The sequence below is a fragment of the Litorimonas cladophorae genome (genome assembly GCF_014652455.1).
In the GTDB taxonomy this organism is placed as follows: domain Bacteria; phylum Pseudomonadota; class Alphaproteobacteria; order Caulobacterales; family Maricaulaceae; genus Litorimonas; species Litorimonas cladophorae.
Genome location: NZ_BMYV01000001.1, coordinates 1382404 through 1405211 on the forward strand (window position 1 = coordinate 1382404; position 22808 = coordinate 1405211).

The following is a 22808-nucleotide window of genomic DNA, read 5'->3' on the forward strand; positions in this document are numbered from 1 at the left end:
TAAGGGGAGAGAGAGAGGGCGCGTCGAATACCTAATAGACTTAAGCCGCTTTTGGAGCTGTCTTTTCTGTCGCCATAACCTGCTTGTTGATGCCGGCTGTTTTGTCAGTTGTTGCCTTTTTGCGTGGCTTTGCAGCTTTCTTGGACAAGGCAGAGATTTTCTTGTTCAATGTTTTGATTTCAGCTTCCAGTTCTTCAACACGATCGTTTGCGCCGAATGGAACAACAGACTTAACTTTGTCAGTTGTGGTTTCGAATGTTTCAACAGCGCGCTTTTGAGCTGTTTTGGCTGTGCCGAATGCAAACTCTTCAACTTTTTCACCGCGCGCGACGAGGTCTTCGAAAAGGCCGTCAGTTGCGTTGTTGTAAAGGGCTTTAACTTGCTCTGTGCGCAGACGTGCACGCTCTGCAGCGAAACCGTAAAGGCCGAGGTAAGCCAATGTGCCCTTACGGACAGCGGATTTAGCTTCAACAGTAGTAGTCGTTTTCTTTGCAGTCTTCTTAGAAGTCGCCATGATGTATTCCTTTGGGTTCAATGTGGCAGGAAAATCCCACCAGTTGTTCGATGATGCGTATTTAGGGAAAGAAATTAGAAAGCGCGTCCTAATCCAAGCTGACACCCTGATTTTTTTATGATGGCTAAAACCGTAAGGTTTGATTGAATAGATTAGGCCTTTGGCAAAATTAGACCTAGGATGACCACTCTCGTTAAAAGCGATCCCGTTTTTTGTTAGTCTAAGGTAGATTTATGACCCGCGACCGCGTCAGCGAAGCCCGCAAAGCCATACAGGATAATGCCGCCTCACTGGGCATCACGACTGCCTATATCTCCACACTCGTTGATACATTCTATGACCGGATCCGCGTCGATGAAGTGTTGGGTCCGATTTTCAATGATGCGATTGGCGATAATTGGGATGTTCATTTACCTCGCATGAAAGCCTTTTGGGCGTCAGTCACTTTAAATGCGGGTCTCTATTCGGGTAAACCCGTCGAAGCCCATCGCAAACATAGTGAGACGATTGAAAGCCAGCATTTCGATCGCTGGCTCGCCATATTTCAGCAAACGCTGCATGACACGGCCCCAACACCAGAGACACCTGCCTATTTCATGATACGGGCAGAGCGTATTGCCAATCGTTTGAAACTCGCCCTTTTCGGAACATCGGATTTGGGTGCGCCGCGCTACGATTGAGGGTCGAGGCGAAAGACCATCCGACGTCACCGCCCCGAACAAAACTCTGACACCCGATTAGGTCACGCTATGTTTTTTTGAGTAACAGCGCGACAAGCTCGGCGACCTTGCGTTCACGCTCGTCCTGATCGTCACTTGCTATAGCTGACGCTAGGCAGTGATCAGCGTGGTCAGATAATAGCTCGCCTTCAACTTTTTTAAGGGCGGCCTGCACAGCTTTCACCTGGGTCAGGATATCAATACAATATCGGTCTTCATCAATCATTTTTGACAATCCACGGACTTGCCCCTCAATTCGCGCGAGGCGTTTACTTACGTTTCTGCGTCTTGATTTTCTGTCTGTCATGTCATGTTTTTCATCGTTGAATATTCACGAATATACCTATACCCCCTACGGGTATGTTAAGAACAGCCCTTATTGCAGTCATTCTGCTGGCCTTCAACGCCGAAGCGTCGGCACGGCCCGTGTCCTATGCGGGGGGCTGGACGCTGATTGAGGATACGGACCGACAATCTACGACGGCACTAATTCATTATTCACCCAGCGCATCCTATTCTTTTGGCCTTCGGACAGAATGGGATAGGGGTGCCGACCTTATTTTTGTGGGACCGCAAGCAACCTGGCTTGCCAAACGTTGGTTTGGTCCAGACCATCAAGCCAATCTCTATTTCTGGGGTGCCGCGGGATTGGTTACAGATATTGGCTTAAATCCAAGGGGTGACCGCTCCGGTGTGCAAGCGGGTATGATGACAGATTGGGAAACGCGGCGATTGTTTCTATCCTATCGTGCATCGGCGCGCGACTTCGGCAAATTTGACCAATCCGCCATGCAGGCGGCCCGCGTTGGCTTCGCACCCTATGAAGGCGACACTGGCGAACTTCATACTTGGCTCATGTTGGAGGTCGATCATCGTCCCGATGGTGATACCCCCATTGGCGTGACGCCTATTCTACGGTTATTCTATGGCTCAGCATTGTTTGAAGCTGGGTGGAATGTGACCGACGACGCCCCGCTTCTCAATTTTCAATATCGTTTTTGATTTCGATCTCTCTCTTGGAGAATTTTATGTTCCGACCTCTTTTTATTCCGGCCCTTTTAGCCATTTCCGCGACGAGTTTCGCACAGGTTTCACCTACCGAAACGACGACCGATCAGGTTGATCACAGTAAAATGGACCACAGCAAGATGGATCATGGGTCAGCCTATATGCCTGATGACCATGCCAATCATGATCATACCGATGTTACCCCAACAATGGATACGAGGGACGAAAACGCTCTAATCTCCGTCGATCAACCAGAAATCATGAGGGCCATTGCGGCGGGTGGCGAACCAATTGTCGCAACCGTCTTAGGTGCGGTCTGCGATTTCTGCGCCAAGGCGATGAATAAGACATTTGGCAAACGCAAAGACGTCGCTGCCGTCTATGTCGATCTTGATAAAAAAACACTGAACCTTGTTCTCAAACCTGGCGCGGAAATGTCCGATGATGATTTGCGCAAATATGTGAAAAAGTCTGGCTATAAAGTTGACGCGATTGCGCGCGGTCCTGCCGTATTCGCTAGATAAACCTTGTGTCAAAACCCATTTCAAAACGGGTGCTTTTTGCGCCGACGCTGTCCCTTTTCGCCAGCACCTCAACCTTGCTGTGTTGCGCCCTGCCCGCCTTATTGGTGACTATTGGCGCGGGCGCTGTCATGGCGGGGATCAGCTCGAACATTCCGGGATATATTTGGCTTACCGAACATAAGGTTCAGCTTTTCATTCTGTCTGGCCTCCTTCTTGCGCTTGCAACTTGGTCACGTTGGCAGACCAGACACGCGCCGTGCCCGATTGACCCCGTTGCGGCGAAAGCCTGCACACGCTTGCGGAAAGTCAGCGGAATTCTGCTTTACGCTTCAATCGCAATTTATTTTATCGGCGGGTTCTTTGCCTTTTTTGCAGCGGATCTATTGCTTTAAAAAACTAGAGGCGGATACCAACTTCATATTTACTTCATACAAAGCCTCGCAAAGTCGTCCCTTGTGGCGGCTTTTTTCATGTCTTGGTAACACTTCCTAACAAAAGAGCATTAGATGTTAACGCCTGTTACCCAAAGCTTAATTTCTAAGGTAAATCAATCGTTTACACCCTGTTAGGACGAATCAGGGACGAAGGTGTCGAACCACACGAAACCCCCGTCGCGAAAGCCCTGTCCTGTGAAAGAAAATACCAAATCCCGCTTTAAGGTCATTACGAACCCTAACCCGCCAAAACGCAATGACCCGAGCCGTGATGTACAACTGGCCGAAATGCCGCTGAACCAAATTGTCCAAGGCGATTGCGTCGCGAATATGAATAATTTGCCCGCAGAAAGCGTCGATCTGATCTTTGCTGATCCACCCTATAACCTGCAGCTAGGCGGTGACTTGTCCCGTCCAGACAACTCCCACGTTGCGGGTGTCACGGAAGCTTGGGATCAATATGACACGATGGATGCCTATGATCTGTTCACACAGGAATGGATGGCCGCCGCGCGTCGTATTCTAAAGCCGAATGGCGCAATCTGGGTGATGGGTAGCTATCACAACATTTTCCGCGTTGGGACAGTTCTTCAGGACCAGCAGTTTTGGATTTTGAACGACATCATCTGGCGTAAAACCAACCCGATGCCGAACTTTCGCGGCACACGTTTCACCAATGCGCATGAGACACTGATTTGGGCCTCCAAATCCGAAGACGCCAAACCGACCTTCCACTATGACGCGATGAAAATGCTAAATGAAGGCGTCCAAATGCGCAGTGATTGGACCCTCCCGATCTGCACGGGCCGCGAACGTTTGAAGGGCGGCGATGGCAAGAAAGCGCATCCAACCCAAAAGCCAGAATCTCTGCTTCACCGCGTAATCTTGGCCACAACAAACCCAGGCGACGTGATTGTTGACCCGTTCTTTGGCACAGGCACGACAGGCGCCGTCGCCAAAAAGCTGGGCCGCAATTTCATCGGTTTCGAACGTGAAGAAGAGTATATCATCCACGCCAGCCGCCGCATCGCCAAAATTGAAGAAGGCCAAACGGTTGCCGTGACGAAATCCAAACGTTCAGAGCCAAAGGTTCCGTTCGGAAATCTGGTCGAGCGCGGCTTGGTCAAAATCGGAACAAAGGTCTTTTCCAAAAACGGCATCCTCAGCGCAACTGTCCGCGCCGATGGCAGCCTGCAATCGGGTAAGCAGTCGGGTTCAATCCACAAACTTGGCGCGCTACTTACCAATGCGCCGTCGTGTAATGGATGGACGTTCTGGCACCTCCAAGGACCCTCAGGCCTTCAGCCAATCGACACGATCCGAAGCGAAGTTCGCGCCGAAATGGCCGAAGCGGCTCAGGCTTAACCTTGAAACAGCTCTGAACGGAAATCCGTTCAGCTTGCGTTTAGGTTGGATTAACCATAGCTATATTACAGGCCCGAGCCGCCGCTCGGGTTTTTTGTTATTAGCCTCAGGGGAAAATGCTATGAGTAAACGTGACGATTTAATCGCGAAATACGCTGAAGACATCAAAACGAAAATCGGTGAAACGCCGGACATGGATCTTTTGAAAAAAGTCACAATCGGTTGTGGACCATCGATCTATAATAAAGACTCATCCACTGTTGCCGGCTCCGACCAATCAGAGCTCGACACTGTGAAGAACAATTTCCTCATCAAAAAGCTTGGCCTTTCAGCTAGCCAAGATCTCGACGGCGCCATCGCAGCCGTGATGGAAAAATACGGCAAATCCAACCCAAGCAAATATCGCGCTGTTGTCTATTACCTGCTGACGAAGCATTTTGGCAAAGAAAGCCACTACGGCTAAGCTATCGATTTGGAACCCGAATGCGGGTTCATACATTATAAAAGGTGCGGGCCTCGCGGCCACGCGCCTTTTTTAATGAGGAAATCACATGTCAGAGACAAACAAAACTGAAATCAAGAAAACGCTAGAAGAGGCCGACGAACAAGGTCTGAGCAAGTCGGTCGAAAAATCAATCGAAGCCCGTTTAGGCAAACAACCCATTGAGCCGAAAAAAGAAGATTAATCGGCAAGTCCGGCTTCGACGACTTTGGTAAAAACGGTGGGGAGACCTGACGTATCATCGACCCACACTCCTTCAACGGAGGCCTCAATTTCGGCTGCGAATACGTCCAATCTCAATTCAAAATGCGTGAAAACATGACGGATTTGGCCTTTTGATTCCCAATTACGATGAAGAGGCGCCTGCGAATGGTCTGTCGGCGCGTCTCCCCAGTCTGTTGTGGGCACACCGATCATGCCACCTAACAATCCTGAATCTGGACGCCTTTCCACCAGAACTTTGTCCTCGCACCGCAAAACATAGGCGTGACCATAGCGAATAGGTGTCGGCTTCTTTTTCACTTTGACGGGATATTTAGTTTCCTCGCTCTGGCTATGCGCCACGCAAAATTCCCGCCAAGGACAAAGCAAGCAGGTCGGGTTTTTGGGAGAGCAGATCGTCGCGCCGAGATCCATCAGGGCTTGACCATAATCGCCGGGCCTGTCCGCGCGAACAAGGGTTCCAGACAAATCTCGTAGCGCTTTACGCCCTTTTGGCAGCGGCGTTTCAAAGGCGTAAGTCCGCGATATGACCCGCTCAACATTTCCGTCGACAATATTTGTCGCCTCATCTGCGCAGATCGCTGCAATTGTTGCTGCCGTGTAGGGTCCGATCCCAGGAAGGGTCAGCAAGGTTTTTTCATCTGTCGGAAAAATGCCTAGGTGATCGTCCCGCACAACGCCTGCGCATTTGTGTAAGTTTCGAGCGCGCGCATAATATCCAAGCCCCGCCCACATCGACAAAACGACGTCTCGGTTCGCATCCGCTAAGTCGACAACTGATGGAAACGCCTCCAGAAAAGCGCGCCAATATGGCGTTGCATGCGCGAGAGTCGTTTGCTGGCTCATGACTTCGGACAACCAAATCGCATACGGGTCTGGCACCACACCCGCTGCGCGGTCCTCTGGGCGCACGCGCCACGGTAAAGTGCGACCTTGCTCATCATACCAACGCAAAAGCGCGGCCCGCATGTCGGAAACGTTATGCATAAAACGGCTCTGTCTGCTTTACCGCCGCGCCGCAATAGGCGACAATCACAGAAATGGCAGATGAGAAGCGACATAATCGCCAAGTCTTAGGTCAATGGATCGAAGGTCAGCGCGCGCGCCCACAATTTCGGGCTGCCCCAAGTGCGGGACTTTCTGTATCTAAAATTATGCGGCCTCTCGCCAAAAAACATGGCGGCGGACAATCCGCTTTGGCGCTCGAACGAGTCTGGCCCGAAATCATGGGCCCCCGTTGGTCAAAGATATCAACCCCTGTGCGATTTTTGGGCGGACGTGACGGACGTACACTTATCATATCTGCACCCGGCCCCGCCGCCGCGCTGATACTGGCCCAGTCTGGCCCCATCATCGCCAGATTAAATACGCATTTAGGTTCTAGTCATGTTTCGCGAATTAAGGTTGTCCAATCGCGTATGACCGCGCCTGCTTCCTCGCAACCCAAACGCGGCTTGGCCCCTCGCCAAGAAGCCGCATTGCAAGACGGTCTGGCACAGGTCAAAAATGAACGCCTGAAAAACGCTCTGGAAGCTATGGGCCGCAATGTGATCTCGAAAGGATCGTAAAAAGATGAACCGATTTACTCTTATCCCGGCACTTTTATTGGCGCTGGCCTCAACCGCGCTGTCCGCGGTCCCTGCGGTGGCCCAATCCGACGAAAAAAGCGCAGCATCGTTAGAGCTCCCTAAATTGGTGACGGACTTCGCGACGGCTGAAGCGTCCGATGATCACGCGATGGGTAGCGAAGATGCCGCGATAACGCTGATCGTCTGGGCGTCTGTAACCTGCCCGCATTGCGGAACTTGGTTTTCCGAAGATTGGCCCGCCGTTAAATCCGAGCTTATCGATACGGGCAAATTACGCGTCGTTTTTCGCGAATTTCCGACAGCGCCAGCGCAAATGGCCATGACGGGCTTCCTGCTGGCTGAATGCGCTCCGTTTACCGATCATATGGACGTCATCGAATATCAAATGGAAAATCAAGATGCGATATTTAAAGATGCCAGCGAAGGTCGCGGTCGAGAGGCTTATAACAAGATCGCAAACCTTGCAGGTATGGAAGATGATGAAGCCATCACGGCCTGCCTTCGCAACCCAGACATGCTGGCGCATATTCAGACCAATTCTGATCGCGCGCGTGCCGCCAAAGTCAAAGGCGTTCCCGCCTTCTTTATTAATGGCGAAGCCTATAAGGGCGCTTCAGACGCTGAGAGCCTCGTCGACCTCATTTCAGAGATGGACGAAAAAGGCCTCTCTTTCCTTCCCGAAGGTATCAAACCCGCAAATACACATGCAGGACATTCACACGACTGAGCCGGCCGTTCAGATGCTAATTAGGCTGTCTTAGATCGATTTAGCCTGTATTTATCGGGTATATTTCGCCACAACCTATTCACCCACAACCAATTTAGGCGGTGCGCAGGCCCTGCCCTTGCTAAATTCGGCCAAATCCCAAGAGTTAGATTTATGACCAATTTTGATTCGCTTTCGAGACGTTTTGTACTTTTGCTGGCAGGGGCGACCCTTGCTTTGAGTGCTTGTAGTGGGTCTGGCGGTGAAACGCCTTCAACTGGTGGCGCCGACGGAAAATATACAATCGCAGACGATTATATCTTGGGCGATGCGAATGCCCCCGTCACACTTGTGGAATATGCGTCTGTCGCTTGCCCCGGCTGCGCTTACTGGCACCAGAACGTCTATCCCGAAATAAAGTCGAAGTATGTGGACACAGGCAAAGTCAAATATGTCTTTCGTCCGTTCCCAGCCTCTAACATCGAAATCGCAACGGCGGGCCATAAGTTAGCCCTTTGCGGTGATCGGGATAAATTCTTCAAAAACGTCAAAATCCAGTTTGATCGTCAGGCGCAAATCTTTGAAATGGGACAACGCGGCCAGCTGCGCCAAGCCTATGTCAGTCTCGCGAAAGCGTCTGGCTTATCCGAAGACGAGTTCATTTCCTGTATGAGCGACCCAGAAGTGACCGCGCGCTATGACACATTTACACAAATGGGCATGGATCAGGGCGTCACAGGTACACCTTCGTTCTTTGTGAATGGTAAGAAGGTCGCAAAAAATGATCTTGAGTCTCTCGAAGCGGTTATTTTGCCACTACTCGGCGAAACTGTGCCTGCGGAAACAACAGAAGACTAATCCATGGGATCGCTCGTCTTCAATTCTATTAAGCTGACGGGCTTTAAATCTTTCGTCGAACCGACAGAGTTTCTCATTGAGCCAGGCCTGACAGGCATCGTCGGGCCGAATGGCTGTGGCAAATCCAATCTTCTTGAAGCGATCCGCTGGGTCATGGGCGCGAATTCTGCAAAAGCAATGCGCGGCGCGGCCATGGAAGATGTCATCTTCAACGGTACGAAAACTCGCCCAGGACGCAATCAAGCGCATGTCACGATCACGGTTGATAACTCCGCTCGTATAGCACCACCTGCCTTTAATGATGAAGACACGCTGGAAATCATGCGCATCATCGAAAAGGACAAGGGATCCAAATATAAGATCAATGGCAAGACTGTTCGCGCCAAAGACGTCCAACTGCTTTTCGCTGATGCGTCGACGGGGGCCAACTCCCCTGCGCTTGTCCGTCAGGGTCAAATTTCTGAGTTAATCGCTGCCAAACCCTCTAATCGTCGACGCATCCTTGAAGAGGCTGCGGGTATTTCAGGATTGCACTCGCGCCGCCACGAAGCCGAACTTCGTCTGCGGGCAGCTGAAACCAATTTGGACCGATTGGAAGACATCGTCGGTCAGATCGAAAGCCAACTTCTATCGCTTCGCCGACAATCGCGCCAAGCCTCTCGTTACAAACGTCTCGCGGGAGAAATCCATGAATATAAAGCGCTCCTCTGGCTGAAACGTTGGCAATTTGCGCTCGATACCTTGGAAACAGCGCAAACTGATTTGCGAGAACGCGAAAAAACCGTCGCGGATACGCAAATCCAAGCCTCTGAAGCCATGCGCCGCGCCGATGAACTCTCTGGGTTATTGGAGCCTAAGCGCGAAGAGCAGTTAATCGCCGCCGCCTTGCTCGCTCGCCTCAACGCCGCAAAAGAGGCCTTGGAGCAAGATGAAGAGACGGCAAAATCCGAAGTGCGTAAACTGGAAGCGCAGCTGGCTGATATTACATCTGACCTGTCACACGAACAGGACGTGGTAAATGACGCGGCGAAAGCCGAGGAACGCTTAGCGGCCGAACATGCGGAACTTTCTGCACTTAAAGATATCTCCGCCGCCCTAGACGCCGCCGCAGACGCTGCGGCTGAGGCCCTTAAAGCCCGCAACAGTTTGGATGCGGACTTTAATGAGCTTACGCGGAAAACTGCCGACCAAGCGGCACGTCGTGAATCGGCGGAACGCGAACTGACCCAAGTGCAGCAACGCCGCTCTCGCGTCCGAATTGAGTTGCAGCAAACGCAAGACAAATTGGACGGTTTGGACACGGAAAGTTTTGGCAACGCCAATCTATTTGGCGCAGCGTCCAAAGAGGCGCTTGAAAAATTAGAGGCGGCGCGCGCGACTGAGCAACGTCTGAGTGCTGAAAAAGCAAAAACAGAAGACAATGACCGTATCGCTCGCGAAAACCTATCTGTTGTGCGCCAAGCCGCTCAGAAACTGACCGCCGAAAAATCGGCCTTAGAAAATGTTCTGCGCCGCTCGGCGTCAGCGGATTGGACGCCGGCGCTCGATAGCGTTCAGGCGAAGGCCGGTTTTGAGCAAGCATTAGCCGCCGTCCTCGGCGAAGATCTTGATGCTGCCGTTGGGGGATCTGCGGGATTACGCTGGGATGGAGCCGATGTGCCTACCCAAAGCCTGCCGGCTGGTGTTGATCCCATCACAGACCACATAACGGCGCCAACGGAACTAGAAGCGCGGTTGTCGCAAATTGGCGTCGCCTCGGTTGATGATATTCACGCGAAAGCTAAAGAGCTAAAACCGGGTCAACGCCTTGTGTCCCCGCGCGGCGACGTTGTTCGTTGGGATGGATTTACAATCGCAGCAGGCGTTGAGACCTCAGCGGCGATCAAGCTTAAACAACAAAACCGTGTAAACGAATTGACGGCTGAAATCAGCGCGGCCGACGACAAAGTGGAGTCGGCCACGGCCACTTTCGAAGCCGCAAGAGAGGCGCGTCAAGCCGCCGATAATGCCGCTCGAGACGCTCGAAAAATATTGCCCGATTTGGAACGCGCAGATCGCGCCGCTCAGGCTGCAATGGCGCAGTATGAAACTGACATTGCCCGGGCTTCGGCGCAAAAGTCTAACTTAGAAGATCGAATTGCCCGCTTAGGCGCAGAAGCCGAAGAGATAGACAAACAGGTCTTGGCCGCAGAAGAAAACTTGGCAGCGCATTCTGGTGGCGAAGATTTATCTGCCCAGCGCGCTGATCTAGAAACGCGATTGGGGCAAGCGCGCGATGTCGCAGACGATGCCACTGCACAATATCGGAGCCTTGCCAATGAGTCTGAGGCTCGCGCCGCGCGCTTGAAGGCTGTTGAAACAGAGCGCGCCAATTGGGCCCGCCGTTCGGACAGCGCCAGCAAGCGGGTAGCCACTTTAGAGAATCGTCGATCCGCCGTCGATATGTCGCTAGCGGCCGCGACAGATGGGCCAGATAAATTCGCGGAAAGGCGCACGCAGCTTTTCGCCGATCTTGCCTCTGCTGAAGCTCGTCGGACAGCGGCTGCGGATGCATTGAGCTTGTCCGAAAAAGAAACACAGCAGGCTGTCCAATCCGCCCGCGATGCCGAAACCGCCGCCGGTGCCGCGCGCGAAGCCAGAGCCGCCTCTGCGGCGCGGTTGACGGCCGCGCAAGAACGTATCGGCGAGACAAAAGCTCGCGTGAATGAAACGCTGAATTGTGAACCCTCTGAGTTGAAAACACATCTGGGCGAACTGACAGCCGAATCCGCACTGTCGGAAAATGATATCGAACGAAAGCTCGAACGTTTGAATACCGAGCGCGAAAAAATGGGTGGCGTGAATTTACGGGCGGATGAAGAAGCTGTTGAACAGGAAGAGCGTCTTTCTGCCATGGTTGCGGAACGTGAAGACCTCATTGCGGCCATTGCGCGTCTACGCGAAGGCATTGATGAGCTAAACACAGAAGGGCGCCAACGTCTCCTCGCCGCTTTTGACACGGTCAACGATCATTTTGGTCGCCTCTTCCAGACATTGTTCGGCGGCGGTGAGGCTGCGCTTGCTTTGACCGAGTCGGATGATCCTTTGCAAGCTGGCTTGGAGGTTATGGCCCGTCCGCCCGGAAAATCCTTAAAAGCTATGTCGCTTTTGTCAGGCGGCGAGCAAGCGATGACAGCCACGGCGCTCATCTTTGCGGTTTTCCTTTCGAATCCAGCCCCCGTTTGTGTTTTGGACGAGGTCGACGCCCCGCTGGATGACGCCAATGTCGCGCGTTATTGTGACTTGCTTGACGATATGAAGAAGAACACGAACACCAAATTCATTGCGATCACACATAATCCGGTCACAATGAGCCGCATGGACCGCCTGTTTGGGGTAACAATGGCAGAGCAAGGTGTTTCTCAGCTACTTTCTATTGAGCTATCCAAAGCTGCCGCACTCGTGGCTGCAGAATAGCTATTCCAGCACCTTCGGCTCATCTGTCCGAGTCTTGGCGCGGCATTCATTCACAGGCTGAAAAAACATCGTAGCAAAAGTGATTTATACTTAGTTATCAGTAACTTGGACCCGCACCCCATTCAGTTGACTTCCCCTATCCCCTTCGTTAGGTAGGGGCCGCTTTCGAAGGGGGTTCTTTCGGGGGCTTTGAGCTAATGCTATGATCGATTCTGAAGGACGCGACACACCATCTACGGACACGCCTGACCTGGATACGTTGAGTAAAAAACTCGACGCTTTGAAAGCCAAGCATGCCCCCGAAGTGGAACCAACGCAGACCTCAGGTTCAAATATTGGCGAAGGCTTAAAATATGCCAGCGAATTTTCAGCGGCGGTTTTGGTTGGTACGGCGCTCGGTTGGGGCGCTGATAAACTAATCGGAGTTTCGCCCTTTGGTTTGCTGATTGGTTTATTTCTGGGCTTTTGCGCTGGCGTTATGAACGTCGTGCGTGCAGCTCGCGAAGGTATGGACGGCTCGGGCGAGGATCTTCCTCCAGAGTTTGACGAGGGTGACGACGCATGAACTTTGGGCTTCCCATTGTCGCAAAAGATCCGACGGCACAGTTTCAGCTGCATAAGCTCGCTGAACTGAAAATCGGTAATTTCGACCTATCCTTTACAAATTCATCTTTGATGATGCTCGTAACTTTGGGCTGCGTTGCCCTCTGGTTCTTGCTCTCATCCAAAAAGCAGCTCATCCCTGGCCGCGCCCAATCAATTCTTGAAGTCACCTATGAGTTTGTTGCTGACACGCTCAAAGCCTCCACAGGCAAAGAGGGCATGCGCTTCTTCCCTCTTGTGTTCACGATCTTCATCTTTGTGCTTTTCGCCAACATGCTGGGTATGATCCCTTATTTCTTCACGACAACCAGCCATATTATTGTAACATTCGCCTTGGCGATGATCGTTATGTGCGTCGTCGTTGGGTTTGGTGTGTGGAAAAACGGCTTTGGGTTCCTCAAGATTTTCTGGCCCGCAGGAATTCCGATGGCAATTAAGCCATTTGTATCTCTTCTTGAGATTATCTCATTTTTGTCCCGTCCGATTTCCCTGTCTGTTCGTCTCTGGGCCAACATGTTCGCGGGTCATATTCTACTTAAACTCTTCGCAGGTTTCGCCATTTCGATGTTTGCGGCAGGCGGACTTACAGCTGTAGGTTCAGTCGTTCCGTTCACTTTGACCGTCGCGCTTATCCCGCTCGAATTCCTTGTCGCATTTGTTCAGGCCTATGTGTTTGCATTGCTGACAAGTGTCTACCTCTCGGATGCCCTGCATCCTGGACACCACTAATTACCGCCTAATAAACCGCTTTCTCAAGGAGATCATCATGGAAGCAGAAGCAGCAAAATACATCGGTGCAGGCATTGCATGTCTCGGCATGGCCGGCGCCGGTATCGGTCTTGGCCACATCTTTGGTAACTACCTCGCAGGCGCTTTGCGCAACCCATCTGCGGCTCAAGGTCAGTTTTCCAACCTCATCTTCGGCTTCGCCGTGACAGAGGCCCTCGGCATCTTCTCATTCGCCGTTGCCCTCATCCTAATGTTCGTCGTTTAGAACATTTAACCTAACAAGGTACGACGATGCACGACGCGTTAATGGATAAGATGAACTGGCTAATGGCCGCGGCTGAAACAGCTGGCGACTACGCTGGCAAAGATGGCGGTTCAGGGGTGTTTCCACCCTTTGATCCGGCCTATTTCCCGTCACAGCTGTTCTGGTTTTTCCTAACATTTTTCGCGCTTTATCTTTTGCTCTCAAAAGTCTTCCTGCCACGCGTAGGTGAGACAATTGAGGAGCGGGGATCGCGCATCGCTGATGATCTCGACCAAGCTTCGCGCATGCAGCGCGAGGCGGAAGAGGCCGAAAAAGCCTACACCCGTTCACTCGCTGACGCCCGTACGAAAGCGATGAACGTTGCTGAAACGACGAAACAGTCTGTGGACGCTGAAATTCAAACCGAACTCGCCGCAGCTGATGCTGTCGCGGATAAGGCTGCTGAAGCTGCTGAAACACGTATCCGACAAGTTCGGACCGAAGCGCTCGGCAATATCGAAACCGTCGCAGCAGAAGCTGCACAGGCTGTTGTCGCTGCGCTCACAGGTAAAACTGTGACACTGGCGGCCGTTAAGTCTGCATTGAACTAGGGAGGCCGGATTAATGCATTTCACGTCTGATATCAGCGACCCGACCACTTGGGTCTTTATCGCACTTCTTTTGTTCCTCGCTGCAATGTTTTACGTCGGCGTACACAAAAAAATCGCCAGTGCTTTGGATGCACGTTCTGACGCTATCCGCGCGGAACTCGACGAAGCCCGTCGCCTTCGCGAAGAAGCGCAGACGCTCTTGGCCTCTTACCAACGCAAGCAGAAAGAAGCTGAGGATCAAGCTGAGAGCATTGTGAAGCAAGCTCGCGCTGACGCGGAGAATATGGCTGTGCAAGCTCGAAAGGACCTCGCTGAGCGTTTGGAACGTCGCGGTGCTCAAGCAGAAGCGAAAATCGCCAACGCAGAAGCTCAGGCCATGAATGAAGTGAAAGCTAAGGCCGCTGACCTCGCCATGGATACAGCTGAGAAACTTCTGCGGACAAAACTGTCCGCAGCAGAGAAATCCAAATTGATCCAAGAGGGTATCAAGCAGATGGGTACGTCTCTCGGCTAGGCTTCGATAGTCAAACCTTATTTCAAAAAGCTGCCCTATGAGGCGGCTTTTTTTATGCTCAAATTCCTGATCAATCTTCAACGAGCATCGAAGCGACAGATCTCTAAATTTAGGCATAAAAAAACCTCCCCTGCGGGAGGCTTTAAAATAACGTTCAATTGCGGATGAGAACCTACTCAGCGGCCTCGGCAACATCAGCGGGAGGCGTCCAACGTAGGATAGGCTTGCGGGCGGCTTGGGTCTCATCCAGACGTCGCAGCGGTGCATAGACAGGTGCGTTTTTGAAGCTTTCCACCATGCCTGCCTGCGCGCGTAACGCTAAACTCCGCATCGATTGGATGAACCGATCTAGCTCGCCTTTGCTCTCAGACTCTGTAGGCTCGATCAACATCGCGCCGTGAACAACGAGAGGGAAATACATCGTCATCGGGTGATAGCCTTCGTCGATCATGGCCTTGGCGAAGTCGAGTGTCTCCACCCCTGTCCCTTTTAGGAACCGATCATCGAACAAGGCTTCATGCATACACGTCCCTTCAAAGGCTGTCGTCATCACATCGGACAGTGAAGCTTGCACATAATTGGCGTTCAACACGGCGTCTTCTGTCGCCTGTTTCAAACCATCGGAACCGTGGCTCATCATATAGGCCAATGAACGCGTATACATGCCCATATTTCCGTGGAAGGCGCACATGCGGCCGAAGCTTTTTTCATCAGGGTTCTCAACCAGATCAAATCCGCCGTCCTCAGTTTTCACAACATAAGGAACAGGCGCATGATCTTTCAAAGCATCAGACAGGACCGTCGGTCCCGACCCTGGGCCGCCCCCGCCATGCGGCGTTGAGAATGTCTTGTGCAAATTGATATGCATGGCATCAACGCCCAGATCGCCCGGACGTACACGTCCAACCAAGGCATTAAAGTTTGCGCCATCGCAGTAGAAGTAACCACCCGCATCATGGATCAGGCTGGCGATTTCCAAAATATCAGACTCGAACAACCCGCATGTATTTGGATTGGTGAGCATGATCCCCGCGATATCAGAGTCCTTACCCGCACCTTCTAACTTGGCCCGCAGCGCTACCATATCGACACGTCCGCCCGCATTGGCTGGAATTTCATCGACCGTAAAGCCGCATTGAACAGCGGTTGCGGGGTTCGTCCCATGGGCACTTTCGGGCACGAGCACGCGGCGCTTATGGGACGCGCCATCATGATCGAGGCGCGCACGAATGGCCATCATACCGCAAAGCTCGCCATGAGCGCCAGCTTTAGGCGTAAGAGCCACGGCAGGCATGTTACAGAGCGTCATTAGCCAATGTGACAGCACAGACATGACCTCCAGAGCACCTTGGGCCGTAGAAACTGGCTGCAAAGGATGAACGTCCGCAAAGCCTGGCATGCGGGCAACCTTCTCATTCAGACGCGGGTTATGCTTCATCGTGCAAGAGCCCAACGGATAAACGCCCAGATCAATCGCATAATTTTTCTGCGACAAGCGCACGTAATGGCGCATGGTTTCTGGTTCGGACAGGCCTGGCAAACCGATCTGTCCCTGACGCGCATGATTTCCCAAACGGCTTGGACGGCCTTTAGGCTCGGGCAAGTCGACGCCTGTGCGCTCAGGCGTTCCAACTTCAAAGATCAGGTTTTCCGCCTGATCAAGGCCTTTGGAGCCAGAGACAGTGACGCGCTCATTCATATTCGCCGCTTCGGGCGATGTCGGACGACCTGTGTTATTCATGACAAAATCTCCGTCAAAGCCGACCCAAAGGCCGCAATATCTTCTTCTGATGATGTTTCTGTTGCGCAAACCAGCAGGAGGTTGGGATCTCCATCTGGTGCGAGGCGCGTAAGCGGAACTCCCCCCAAGATACCTTGGTCGGCAAGCGCCTGAACGACATCTGCCGCTGGCTTATTCAAGCGCACAGTAAACTCGTTGAAAAATGTCTCATTCTCAACGCTCACACCGTCAATTGCATCCAAAACGTCTGCCAAATGGCAGGCATATTCATGGTTCAATGTTGCCAGCTTCTGAATACCGGCATCGCCTAAAAGGCTCATATGTATGGTGAAGGCGAGACAGCACAGACCCGAGTTGGTGCAAATGTTCGATGTCGCTTTTTCACGGCGGATATGTTGTTCGCGCGTGGACAATGTCAGCACGAAGCCACGATCGCCATTTGCATCAACAGTCTCGCCACACACGCGACCTGGCATTTGTCGTACAAGTTTCTGACGACAGGCGAACAGTCCGACATGCGGCCCGCCAAATGCGAGGCCGACACCGAGACCTTGACCTTCGCCAACCACGATATCCGCCCCTTGTTCACCCGGCGGCGTAATCGCAGCGAGGGCAACGGGTTCCGTGAATACAGCAATCAATAACGCGTTGTGAGCATGGGCTTTTTCAGCAATCGGGCGCAAGTCAACAATTTCGCCGAAAACATTGGGCGACTGAACAACGACGCAAGACGTGTCATCGTCAATGTGATTAATGACGTTATCATCGCGGCCCATACGACATTCGCGTTCATCAATTTTGATGCTGAGCGTTGAAGCTAAGGTTTGCGTCGCCGCCGCGTAATGCGGGTGTAGCCCCGGCGCGAGAATGGCTTTGGATTTCTTACCCCGCGCAACCCGGTGCGCCATGACAACCGCTTCTGCACAGGCCGTTGATCCATCATACATGGAGGCGTTAGCAACCTCCATACCTGTCAAAAGCGCGACTTGCGTCTGGAACTCAAACAATGTTTGCAAAGTGCCTTGGCTGATTTCAGGTTGATAGGGCGTGTATGCGGTCAAAAACTCTGACCGCTGAATGAGGTGATCGACTGACGCGGGGATGTGGTGCTTATAGGCCCCTGCACCGCAGAAAAATGGGACACTCCCTGCGGGCGTCGATTTATTCGAAAGCCGTTGAAAAAACTGCTCCACGCTTTGCTCGGACTTATGGGTGGGTAGATCAATTAACCCGTCGAGCCGAGCCGCTTTGGGAACGGTTTCAAACAGGTCATCAATAGAATCGACGCCAATCACAGAGAGCATCTGTGTGCGGTCATCTTTATTCAGGGGAAGGTAACGCATCTAATTATCTTTCCGTTTATCGGATTTACTTAAATTCAATGTGACGACGAGAACGCCAATGAGCAGGCAGAAGATGCCAGCGAAGAGTGTGAACGCGTCCTTATTCGGGTCGAGGTTTTGTCGCCATGAGACAATATGCCAGAGGCCGAGTGCACTAATCCCTACGCCCCATATTTTCAGAAATATTGGGTTGCGGAACATCAGTTATTTCTTTTCCCGCGGTTTTGCGCCGCACGAAGACTAAGCAAACCAAAGAGACCTATGATCAGTCCTAAAGCCACCGAATCAAAAACGATCCAGACGAGTCCACCGATCAAAATGGGGCCGATAAGTGAAACCGCCCCCTCTTTTTTGGTAAGCCCTTCTGGCACCGTTAAAGACCGTCGCAATAGTCTTTATATTTGGCTTCATCCATCAACGCGCCAAGTTCATCGGCGTCGGCAATTTTCATTTTCAAAAACCAACCCTCGCCATCGGCGGACGCGTTGACGGTTTCTGGCGCGTCTTCGAGAACGGTATTCACCTCTGTAACTTCACCACCAACGGGGGCGTAGACTTCAGAAGCCGCTTTGACGGATTCAACAACGGCGGCTTCGTCACCTTTGTCCATTTCGCGGCCAATCTCTGGCAGTTCAACAAAAACAACGTCACCCAGTTGCTTCGCCGCATAGGGCGAAATGCCAACTGTGCCGATGTCGCCATCGACTTTGATCCATTCGTGGTCTTCGGTAAAATAAATACTCATGAGTTAGGCTCCGCGGAAGTAATTATGAGGGGCGAAAGGGAGTTTGACGATCTTGGCAGGGCGCGCTTTACCACGCACAATCAATTGAATGTCGGTTCCAACTTTCGTGAATTTTCGAGCGACATATCCCATCGCGACCGGACCGCCAGCTCCCTCTCTCGAGGATGGTCCGAATCCACCTGATGTAATTTCGCCAATGGTGTTTCCGTGCATATCTTGGACTTCTGTGTGTTCACGCGCTGGCGCGCGGCCGTCTGGTAAAATTCCCACAAGGCGCTTGCTGGATTTATCGGCGATGTCCGCCGCGACACGCGCCGCGCCCAAATAGCCTGCGTCCGCAGCCCGGCGATGTGTCTGGATGGACCAAAAAAGTCCAGCCTCGATTGGCGAAACGGATGTATCAATATCGTGGCCATAAAGACAAAGCCCAGCCTCAAGCCGCAAGGAATCCCGCGCGCCTAGGCCGACGGGTTCCACATCATCATGCGCCAAAAGCGCGTCGACCAAACGGACCATATCTTCATGTTTCGCGGAGATTTCATAGCCATCTTCACCCGTGTAACCGGAGCGGGAAACATGCGCCCAGACTGGGGTATCCAATGGACCTTGGAGTTCCAGGTCGGTGTGAGTCATGAAAACCAAATCTTCAACAGCGGGCGCAAATGTGCTGAGGATGTCAGCTGCGCGCGGCCCCTGTAAGGCGATTAAGGACAGCGTATCATCCTTGACCATGACATTCACATTGTCTGGCATGTGGGCCGCCAAATGTGCGTAGTCGGCGTCCTTACAGCCCGCATTGACCACCAAATATAGCACATGTTCGTATCCTGGCATCGCCAAGCGAGAGATCATCAAATCATCCAGAATGCCGCCCTGCTCGTTCAGAAATTGCGAGTAGCGTTGCTGACCTGGCTCTAGCGATTGAATGTCGGCTGGAACGAGTTTTTCCAGCGCTTTGGCAGCCGTCGCGAACGCGTTATCTGTCGGCATTAGGAACACTTGGCCCATATGCGACACATCGAATAGACCAGCTTTTTCACGCGTGTGAAGGTGTTCTTTCAAGACCCCCAGTGGATATTGAACAGGCATATCATAGCCTGCGAAAGGCACCATTTTCGCACCGAGGGCGACGTGTTGGGCGTGAAGGGCCGTTTTTTTTAAGTCGGTCATAGGCGCACTGCGGCTTTCGCCGAATCCTGTGCCACCAGCTGTCCTTTTGGGCCTGAGAGATTGACCCCACGAAACATCAAGTCGCGCGAAGCTTACTCCGTCGGCGGGAACCTTAAACCAATAGTTCCGCTTTCCAGCGTTTTAACCACCAAGCGGTCCTGTCACCTGAGCGTTTCCGGGGCGGTTGCGCCTTCGGTGGCGGCCTTTTCGCCGCTCTCTCCCACTTGGTAGGGATGAATTCCGATGCTTTGTTTTACTGAAAGAGTCAATCTTGTCTTGCCACCAAAAATTTAAGACCTGTGTGTTATTTCTGCCTAAGAATAAAAGCGTACTTAAAGCATTGGTGAATTTATGTCGGGCAAGTCTAAAGAAGAAATCGCATTTGAGATTCTTTCAAAATTGAAAGGCGTGGGCATTTGGGGCGAGAACAACCAAGAGGCCATTTTGGATATGTATGCGAAATGTCTGGAAGCTACCTCAGGCTTACGCGAGATTGACGGTAAAAAGCCTGTCGCATTGCGCATGCCAACTCAGGCGCCTGTCGCTGCACCCGCCGTTCAAGCGCCAAGTGTCGCGCCGCAGCAGGTCGCACGCGCACCGCATCCTGCGCAAAACCAAGTGCCGGCAGCTTTCCAAGCCCCGCCACAACAGCAAGCAACACCCGCGCAACAACAACAGCGCGTACAGCAGGCTTATCAACAGCAAACCCCACCGCGTTAGTCTTAGCTATTCATTCGCGCCGATGCGTTTTGAGTTTCGGCGCGAAGACTTACATCCGGTCAGGCGCTTCGATTCCAAGCAGATTTAGCCCGTGCTCCAACTGTGAGAGCGTCGCCTTTGCCAGCGCCAGACGTGAGGCTTGCACCTCAGGCGCGACGTCATCCGCCAAGATCGGACAGTCCGCGTAAAATCGGGAAAAGCTCTGCGCAACGCGGTAAATATGCTCACACAGAACATGCGGTACATATTTATCCGCGGCCAATTCGATCGCACGACCGTAAGCATCTAAAGACAGAACAAGCTGCTTCTCTGTGTCTGCTTGAATGTCAATCACGCCCGCTTCAACGCCCATTGACGCGGCTTTGCGCAGTATCGATTTAATCCGCACCACAGCGTATAACAAATAAGGCCCAGTTTTTCCTTCAAATGCGGTGAAGCGTTCTGGATCAAAGATGTAATTCGTCATGCGCTGGTTCTGCAGATCTGCAAATTTAAGCGCCGCTAACCCAACTTTTCTTGCAATTTCCGCGCGTTCCTCCGCATCGAACTCTGCGCCAATACCAGAGGCCTCTAAGCGCTCTCGGGCAGCATCATTCATGATATCCATGAGGTCTTCGAGGCGAAGTACACCGCCTGCACGTGTCTTAAACGGCTTTCCGTCTTTGCCATTCATGGTGCCAAAGCCAGCGTGGAAAAGCTGGTCACGGTCATACCACCCCGCTTTGACGGCACCGCGAAAGACTTGCTCGAAATGTAGCGCTTGACGCTGGTCCACAACATAAACAATTTTGTCAGGGTTAATTTCGGTTTTCCGGTCAACCAAAGTGGCCAAATCGGTCGTGTGATACAGAACGGCCCCTGTCCGGGCCAGCAACATGACCGGAGGAGTCTTGTCCTTTTCGCCCTCATTAACGCGGATGATCAAGGCCCCATCGTCGACCTCAGCAATGCCAGCGGCCTTCAGCTCTTCGATCATGTCAGGGATCAAAGGATCAACGCAGGCCTCACCTTTCCAAAGATCGAATTCAACACCAAGATTGCCATACCCGACTTTCAAGGCCGCGACGGAAACGTCGATAAAATGATCCAGCAACGCGCGGTAGCCGCGACGCCCTGACTGAAGTTGAGCCGTAGCAACACGCGAAAGCTCCATGCGGTCAGCGTCGGATTTCGCCTTGTTCGAGGCCGCAGGATAAAGTCGTGCGAGGTCTTCCATCGTGACAGGCGATTCCGACGGATAGGCGCCTTGATAATCGTCGTCAAAATAAGGAAGAGTGGGCTGTTCTTCGGCGAGCTCTGAAATCAAATGCCCCATTTGAAGCCCCCAATCCCCCATATGCACATCGCCGATGACCTTATGTCCTTGGGCGCGAAGAATGCGTTTGATGGCCTCGCCCAATACTGCAGACCGCAGATGGCCCACATGCATGGGTTTGGCTACATTGGCTCCACCGTAATCGATCACAATTGTCTGTGGTGTCTCTGTCGCTAAGCCAGCGGCAGGGTCAGATAAAAGCTCATTTGCGCGCGCCGTCAGCAGTGCCGAGGCGGGTGTAATATTGATAAAACCGGGGCCCGCAATTTCCAGCTGACCAATCGCTGGACTAGCTTCCATCTTCGCAACAGCTTGCGCCGCGATATCCCGTGGATTTACTTTTTCGCCGCGCTTCTTGGCAATTCCTGCGGCCGCCATGGCCCCATTACATTGATAGGGCGCATCGCCGCGATCTGATTCGCGAACAGCCGCTATTTCGGCAGGGTACCCCAAAGCTTCAAAAGCGGCGCGGGCGACACCGTCCAATTCGGACAAAATACTCGGCATGGGACTAGCGCTGTCCGGCCGAGACGCGGAAACGTTTTCCGTCTGCGTTGAAAGCGCGCTGCTCTTCCGTGACGTCAAAACCGACGATGATCTCAAAGTTCTCGCCAGATGTTGTGTCATTGGCGCGGGGAATAGTGATTTCGTCGATCGTTTCGGTGACGCGCATACGATCTTGCCCAGGCGCAAATGTGACCGTTAACGGGAAATAGGCCTTCTCAATAACTTCAATATTCTTCCGCGTAACGGCGACAAAGTAAGCGTATGTTTTAGTGTCCCCGTCCGCAGCTGGGCCTCGCCCCAGAGAAAAATCAATTGTGAGGTCGCCGACAATCGGGCGATCCGCGTAATAACGACAGAACGACCGAACCTTATCGATCTCGCCTGTAAATCCGACGTTATCAAAACGCTCCGCACCATCGCCGCCAATTTCAACGATTCGCGAAACGTCATAAAGCGCGAAAGCCCGCGGGCACGGTCCGGGATTGGCTTCACCAGCTTCGCCGATTTCCAACACCTCTTGGGTGGATCGACAGCCTGCAAGCGCAAGGAATGAAAGAGCAGCTGCTCCGATAAGTGTGGTTTTCATCGACATGGAAAAGTCCCGATCTGGTCCTGTTTTGACACGTCCCCCGCCCTATCGCGGCCCGCATCCCAATGCTATAGGCAGGG

Annotated in this window: 27 protein-coding genes and 1 riboswitch; of the genes, 17 read left to right on the forward strand and 10 right to left on the reverse strand. The window is 52.5% G+C overall.

What is annotated here, in order from left to right; all coding sequences use genetic code 11:
• Nucleotides 1-40 precede the first annotated feature (40 nt).
• Entirely contained in the window at nucleotides 41-514 is a 474-nt protein-coding gene (locus IE073_RS06610; protein ID WP_189582983.1) for a hypothetical protein, read from the reverse strand.
• A 233-nt stretch (nucleotides 515-747) separates the two neighbouring features.
• On the opposite strand from IE073_RS06610, the gene IE073_RS06615 reads away from it, so the two are divergent.
• The gene (locus tag IE073_RS06615; RefSeq protein ID WP_189582986.1) at nucleotides 748-1194 is read left to right on the forward strand and encodes a group III truncated hemoglobin; all 447 of its coding nucleotides are present in this window, start codon (nucleotides 748-750) and stop codon (nucleotides 1192-1194) included.
• Between the two features lie 67 nt (nucleotides 1195-1261).
• Here the strand turns inward: IE073_RS06615 and IE073_RS06620 are convergent, their stop codons facing one another.
• Nucleotides 1262-1540, reverse strand: a complete 279-nt coding sequence (locus IE073_RS06620) for a metal-sensitive transcriptional regulator (protein WP_189582989.1) — start codon at nucleotides 1538-1540, stop codon at nucleotides 1262-1264.
• Between the two features lie 53 nt (nucleotides 1541-1593).
• Here IE073_RS06620 and IE073_RS06625 point away from each other — a divergent pair, with 53 nt between their 5' ends.
• From IE073_RS06625 to IE073_RS14205, 6 genes are all read left to right on the forward strand, one after another.
• Nucleotides 1594-2235 carry a hypothetical protein gene (locus IE073_RS06625; RefSeq protein ID WP_189582991.1) on the forward strand — a complete coding sequence of 214 codons (642 nt, stop codon included), beginning with the start codon at nucleotides 1594-1596 and terminating at the stop codon, nucleotides 2233-2235.
• A gap of 26 nt (nucleotides 2236-2261) precedes the next feature.
• Entirely contained in the window at nucleotides 2262-2765 is a 504-nt protein-coding gene (locus IE073_RS06630; RefSeq protein ID WP_189582993.1) for a heavy-metal-associated domain-containing protein, read from the forward strand.
• A gap of 5 nt (nucleotides 2766-2770) precedes the next feature.
• Entirely contained in the window at nucleotides 2771-3157 is a 387-nt protein-coding gene (locus IE073_RS06635; protein WP_233349872.1) for a hypothetical protein, read from the forward strand.
• 330 nt (nucleotides 3158-3487) lie between these two features.
• Entirely contained in the window at nucleotides 3488-4564 is a 1077-nt protein-coding gene (locus tag IE073_RS06640) for a site-specific DNA-methyltransferase (RefSeq protein ID WP_189583884.1), read from the forward strand.
• 121 nt (nucleotides 4565-4685) lie between these two features.
• Complete coding sequence (locus IE073_RS06645; protein ID WP_189582995.1) at nucleotides 4686-5027, forward strand: DUF2853 family protein; 342 nt, start codon at nucleotides 4686-4688, stop codon at nucleotides 5025-5027.
• Between the two features lie 88 nt (nucleotides 5028-5115).
• On the forward strand, nucleotides 5116-5250 hold the full coding sequence (locus tag IE073_RS14205; RefSeq protein WP_267905565.1) for a hypothetical protein: 135 nt from the start codon (nucleotides 5116-5118) through the stop codon (nucleotides 5248-5250).
• On the opposite strand, the gene mutY is transcribed toward IE073_RS14205, so the two are convergent.
• Entirely contained in the window at nucleotides 5247-6275 is a 1029-nt protein-coding gene (gene mutY / locus IE073_RS06650; RefSeq protein ID WP_189582997.1) for an A/G-specific adenine glycosylase, read from the reverse strand. The genes IE073_RS14205 and mutY overlap by 4 nt on opposite strands.
• 53 nt (nucleotides 6276-6328) lie before the next feature.
• Between mutY and IE073_RS06655 the strand changes: the two genes are divergently transcribed.
• From IE073_RS06655 to IE073_RS06695, 9 genes are all read left to right on the forward strand, one after another.
• Nucleotides 6329-6856 (forward strand): DUF721 domain-containing protein, encoded by a 528-nt coding sequence (locus IE073_RS06655; RefSeq protein WP_189582999.1) that lies wholly within the window; start codon nucleotides 6329-6331, stop codon nucleotides 6854-6856.
• Between the two features lie 4 nt (nucleotides 6857-6860).
• The gene (locus IE073_RS06660; RefSeq protein WP_189583001.1) at nucleotides 6861-7604 is read left to right on the forward strand and encodes a thioredoxin domain-containing protein; all 744 of its coding nucleotides are present in this window, start codon (nucleotides 6861-6863) and stop codon (nucleotides 7602-7604) included.
• 153 nt (nucleotides 7605-7757) lie between these two features.
• Entirely contained in the window at nucleotides 7758-8441 is a 684-nt protein-coding gene (locus IE073_RS06665) for a DsbA family protein (protein ID WP_189583003.1), read from the forward strand.
• 3 nt (nucleotides 8442-8444) lie between these two features.
• On the forward strand, nucleotides 8445-11897 hold the full coding sequence (smc, locus tag IE073_RS06670) for a chromosome segregation protein SMC (protein WP_189583007.1): 3453 nt from the start codon (nucleotides 8445-8447) through the stop codon (nucleotides 11895-11897).
• Between the two features lie 202 nt (nucleotides 11898-12099).
• A complete protein-coding gene (locus tag IE073_RS06675; RefSeq protein ID WP_189583012.1) occupies nucleotides 12100-12462 on the forward strand; it encodes an AtpZ/AtpI family protein in 363 nt (120 codons plus the stop codon).
• Nucleotides 12459-13229, forward strand: coding sequence for a F0F1 ATP synthase subunit A (locus IE073_RS06680; RefSeq protein WP_189583015.1), 771 nt, complete (start codon nucleotides 12459-12461; stop codon nucleotides 13227-13229). The genes IE073_RS06675 and IE073_RS06680 overlap by 4 nt, the downstream gene beginning before the upstream one ends.
• Nucleotides 13230-13266: 37 nt before the next feature.
• A complete protein-coding gene (locus IE073_RS06685; RefSeq protein WP_189583018.1) occupies nucleotides 13267-13494 on the forward strand; it encodes a F0F1 ATP synthase subunit C in 228 nt (75 codons plus the stop codon).
• A gap of 26 nt (nucleotides 13495-13520) precedes the next feature.
• The gene (locus tag IE073_RS06690) at nucleotides 13521-14084 is read left to right on the forward strand and encodes a F0F1 ATP synthase subunit B family protein (RefSeq protein ID WP_189583021.1); all 564 of its coding nucleotides are present in this window, start codon (nucleotides 13521-13523) and stop codon (nucleotides 14082-14084) included.
• A gap of 13 nt (nucleotides 14085-14097) precedes the next feature.
• Nucleotides 14098-14598, forward strand: coding sequence for a F0F1 ATP synthase subunit B family protein (locus tag IE073_RS06695; protein ID WP_189583025.1), 501 nt, complete (start codon nucleotides 14098-14100; stop codon nucleotides 14596-14598).
• Nucleotides 14599-14770: 172 nt separating this feature from the next.
• Here the strand turns inward: IE073_RS06695 and gcvPB are convergent, their stop codons facing one another.
• The 5 genes from gcvPB to gcvT all read right to left on the reverse strand — a co-directional run bounded on the left by gcvPB (nucleotide 14771) and on the right by gcvT (nucleotide 19597).
• Nucleotides 14771-16339 (reverse strand): aminomethyl-transferring glycine dehydrogenase subunit GcvPB, encoded by a 1569-nt coding sequence (gcvPB, locus tag IE073_RS06700; RefSeq protein ID WP_189583028.1) that lies wholly within the window; start codon nucleotides 16337-16339, stop codon nucleotides 14771-14773.
• Entirely contained in the window at nucleotides 16336-17682 is a 1347-nt protein-coding gene (gene gcvPA / locus IE073_RS06705) for an aminomethyl-transferring glycine dehydrogenase subunit GcvPA (protein WP_189583031.1), read from the reverse strand. Before gcvPA ends, gcvPB begins: the two co-directional genes overlap by 4 nt.
• The gene (locus IE073_RS06710) at nucleotides 17683-17883 is read right to left on the reverse strand and encodes a hypothetical protein (protein ID WP_189583033.1); all 201 of its coding nucleotides are present in this window, start codon (nucleotides 17881-17883) and stop codon (nucleotides 17683-17685) included. It abuts the gene before it with no gap.
• 172 nt (nucleotides 17884-18055) lie between these two features.
• Nucleotides 18056-18427: a glycine cleavage system protein GcvH gene (gcvH, locus tag IE073_RS06715; RefSeq protein WP_189583036.1), complete on the reverse strand. Its 372-nt coding sequence runs from the start codon at nucleotides 18425-18427 to the stop codon at nucleotides 18056-18058.
• A 3-nt stretch (nucleotides 18428-18430) separates the two neighbouring features.
• Entirely contained in the window at nucleotides 18431-19597 is a 1167-nt protein-coding gene (gene gcvT / locus IE073_RS06720) for a glycine cleavage system aminomethyltransferase GcvT (protein ID WP_189583039.1), read from the reverse strand.
• Nucleotides 19598-19740: 143 nt separating this feature from the next.
• Nucleotides 19741-19830: riboswitch (glycine riboswitch) on the reverse strand.
• Nucleotides 19831-19948: 118 nt separating this feature from the next.
• Here gcvT and IE073_RS06725 point away from each other — a divergent pair.
• Complete coding sequence (locus IE073_RS06725; RefSeq protein ID WP_189583042.1) at nucleotides 19949-20317, forward strand: hypothetical protein; 369 nt, start codon at nucleotides 19949-19951, stop codon at nucleotides 20315-20317.
• Between the two features lie 49 nt (nucleotides 20318-20366).
• Here the strand turns inward: IE073_RS06725 and argS are convergent, their stop codons facing one another.
• Both argS and IE073_RS06735 read right to left on the reverse strand, forming a co-directional pair.
• Nucleotides 20367-22139 (reverse strand): arginine--tRNA ligase, encoded by a 1773-nt coding sequence (gene argS, locus IE073_RS06730; RefSeq protein WP_189583045.1) that lies wholly within the window; start codon nucleotides 22137-22139, stop codon nucleotides 20367-20369.
• A gap of 4 nt (nucleotides 22140-22143) precedes the next feature.
• Nucleotides 22144-22731, reverse strand: a complete 588-nt coding sequence (locus IE073_RS06735; protein WP_189583048.1) for a hypothetical protein — start codon at nucleotides 22729-22731, stop codon at nucleotides 22144-22146.
• Nucleotides 22732-22808: the final 77 nt, after the last annotated feature.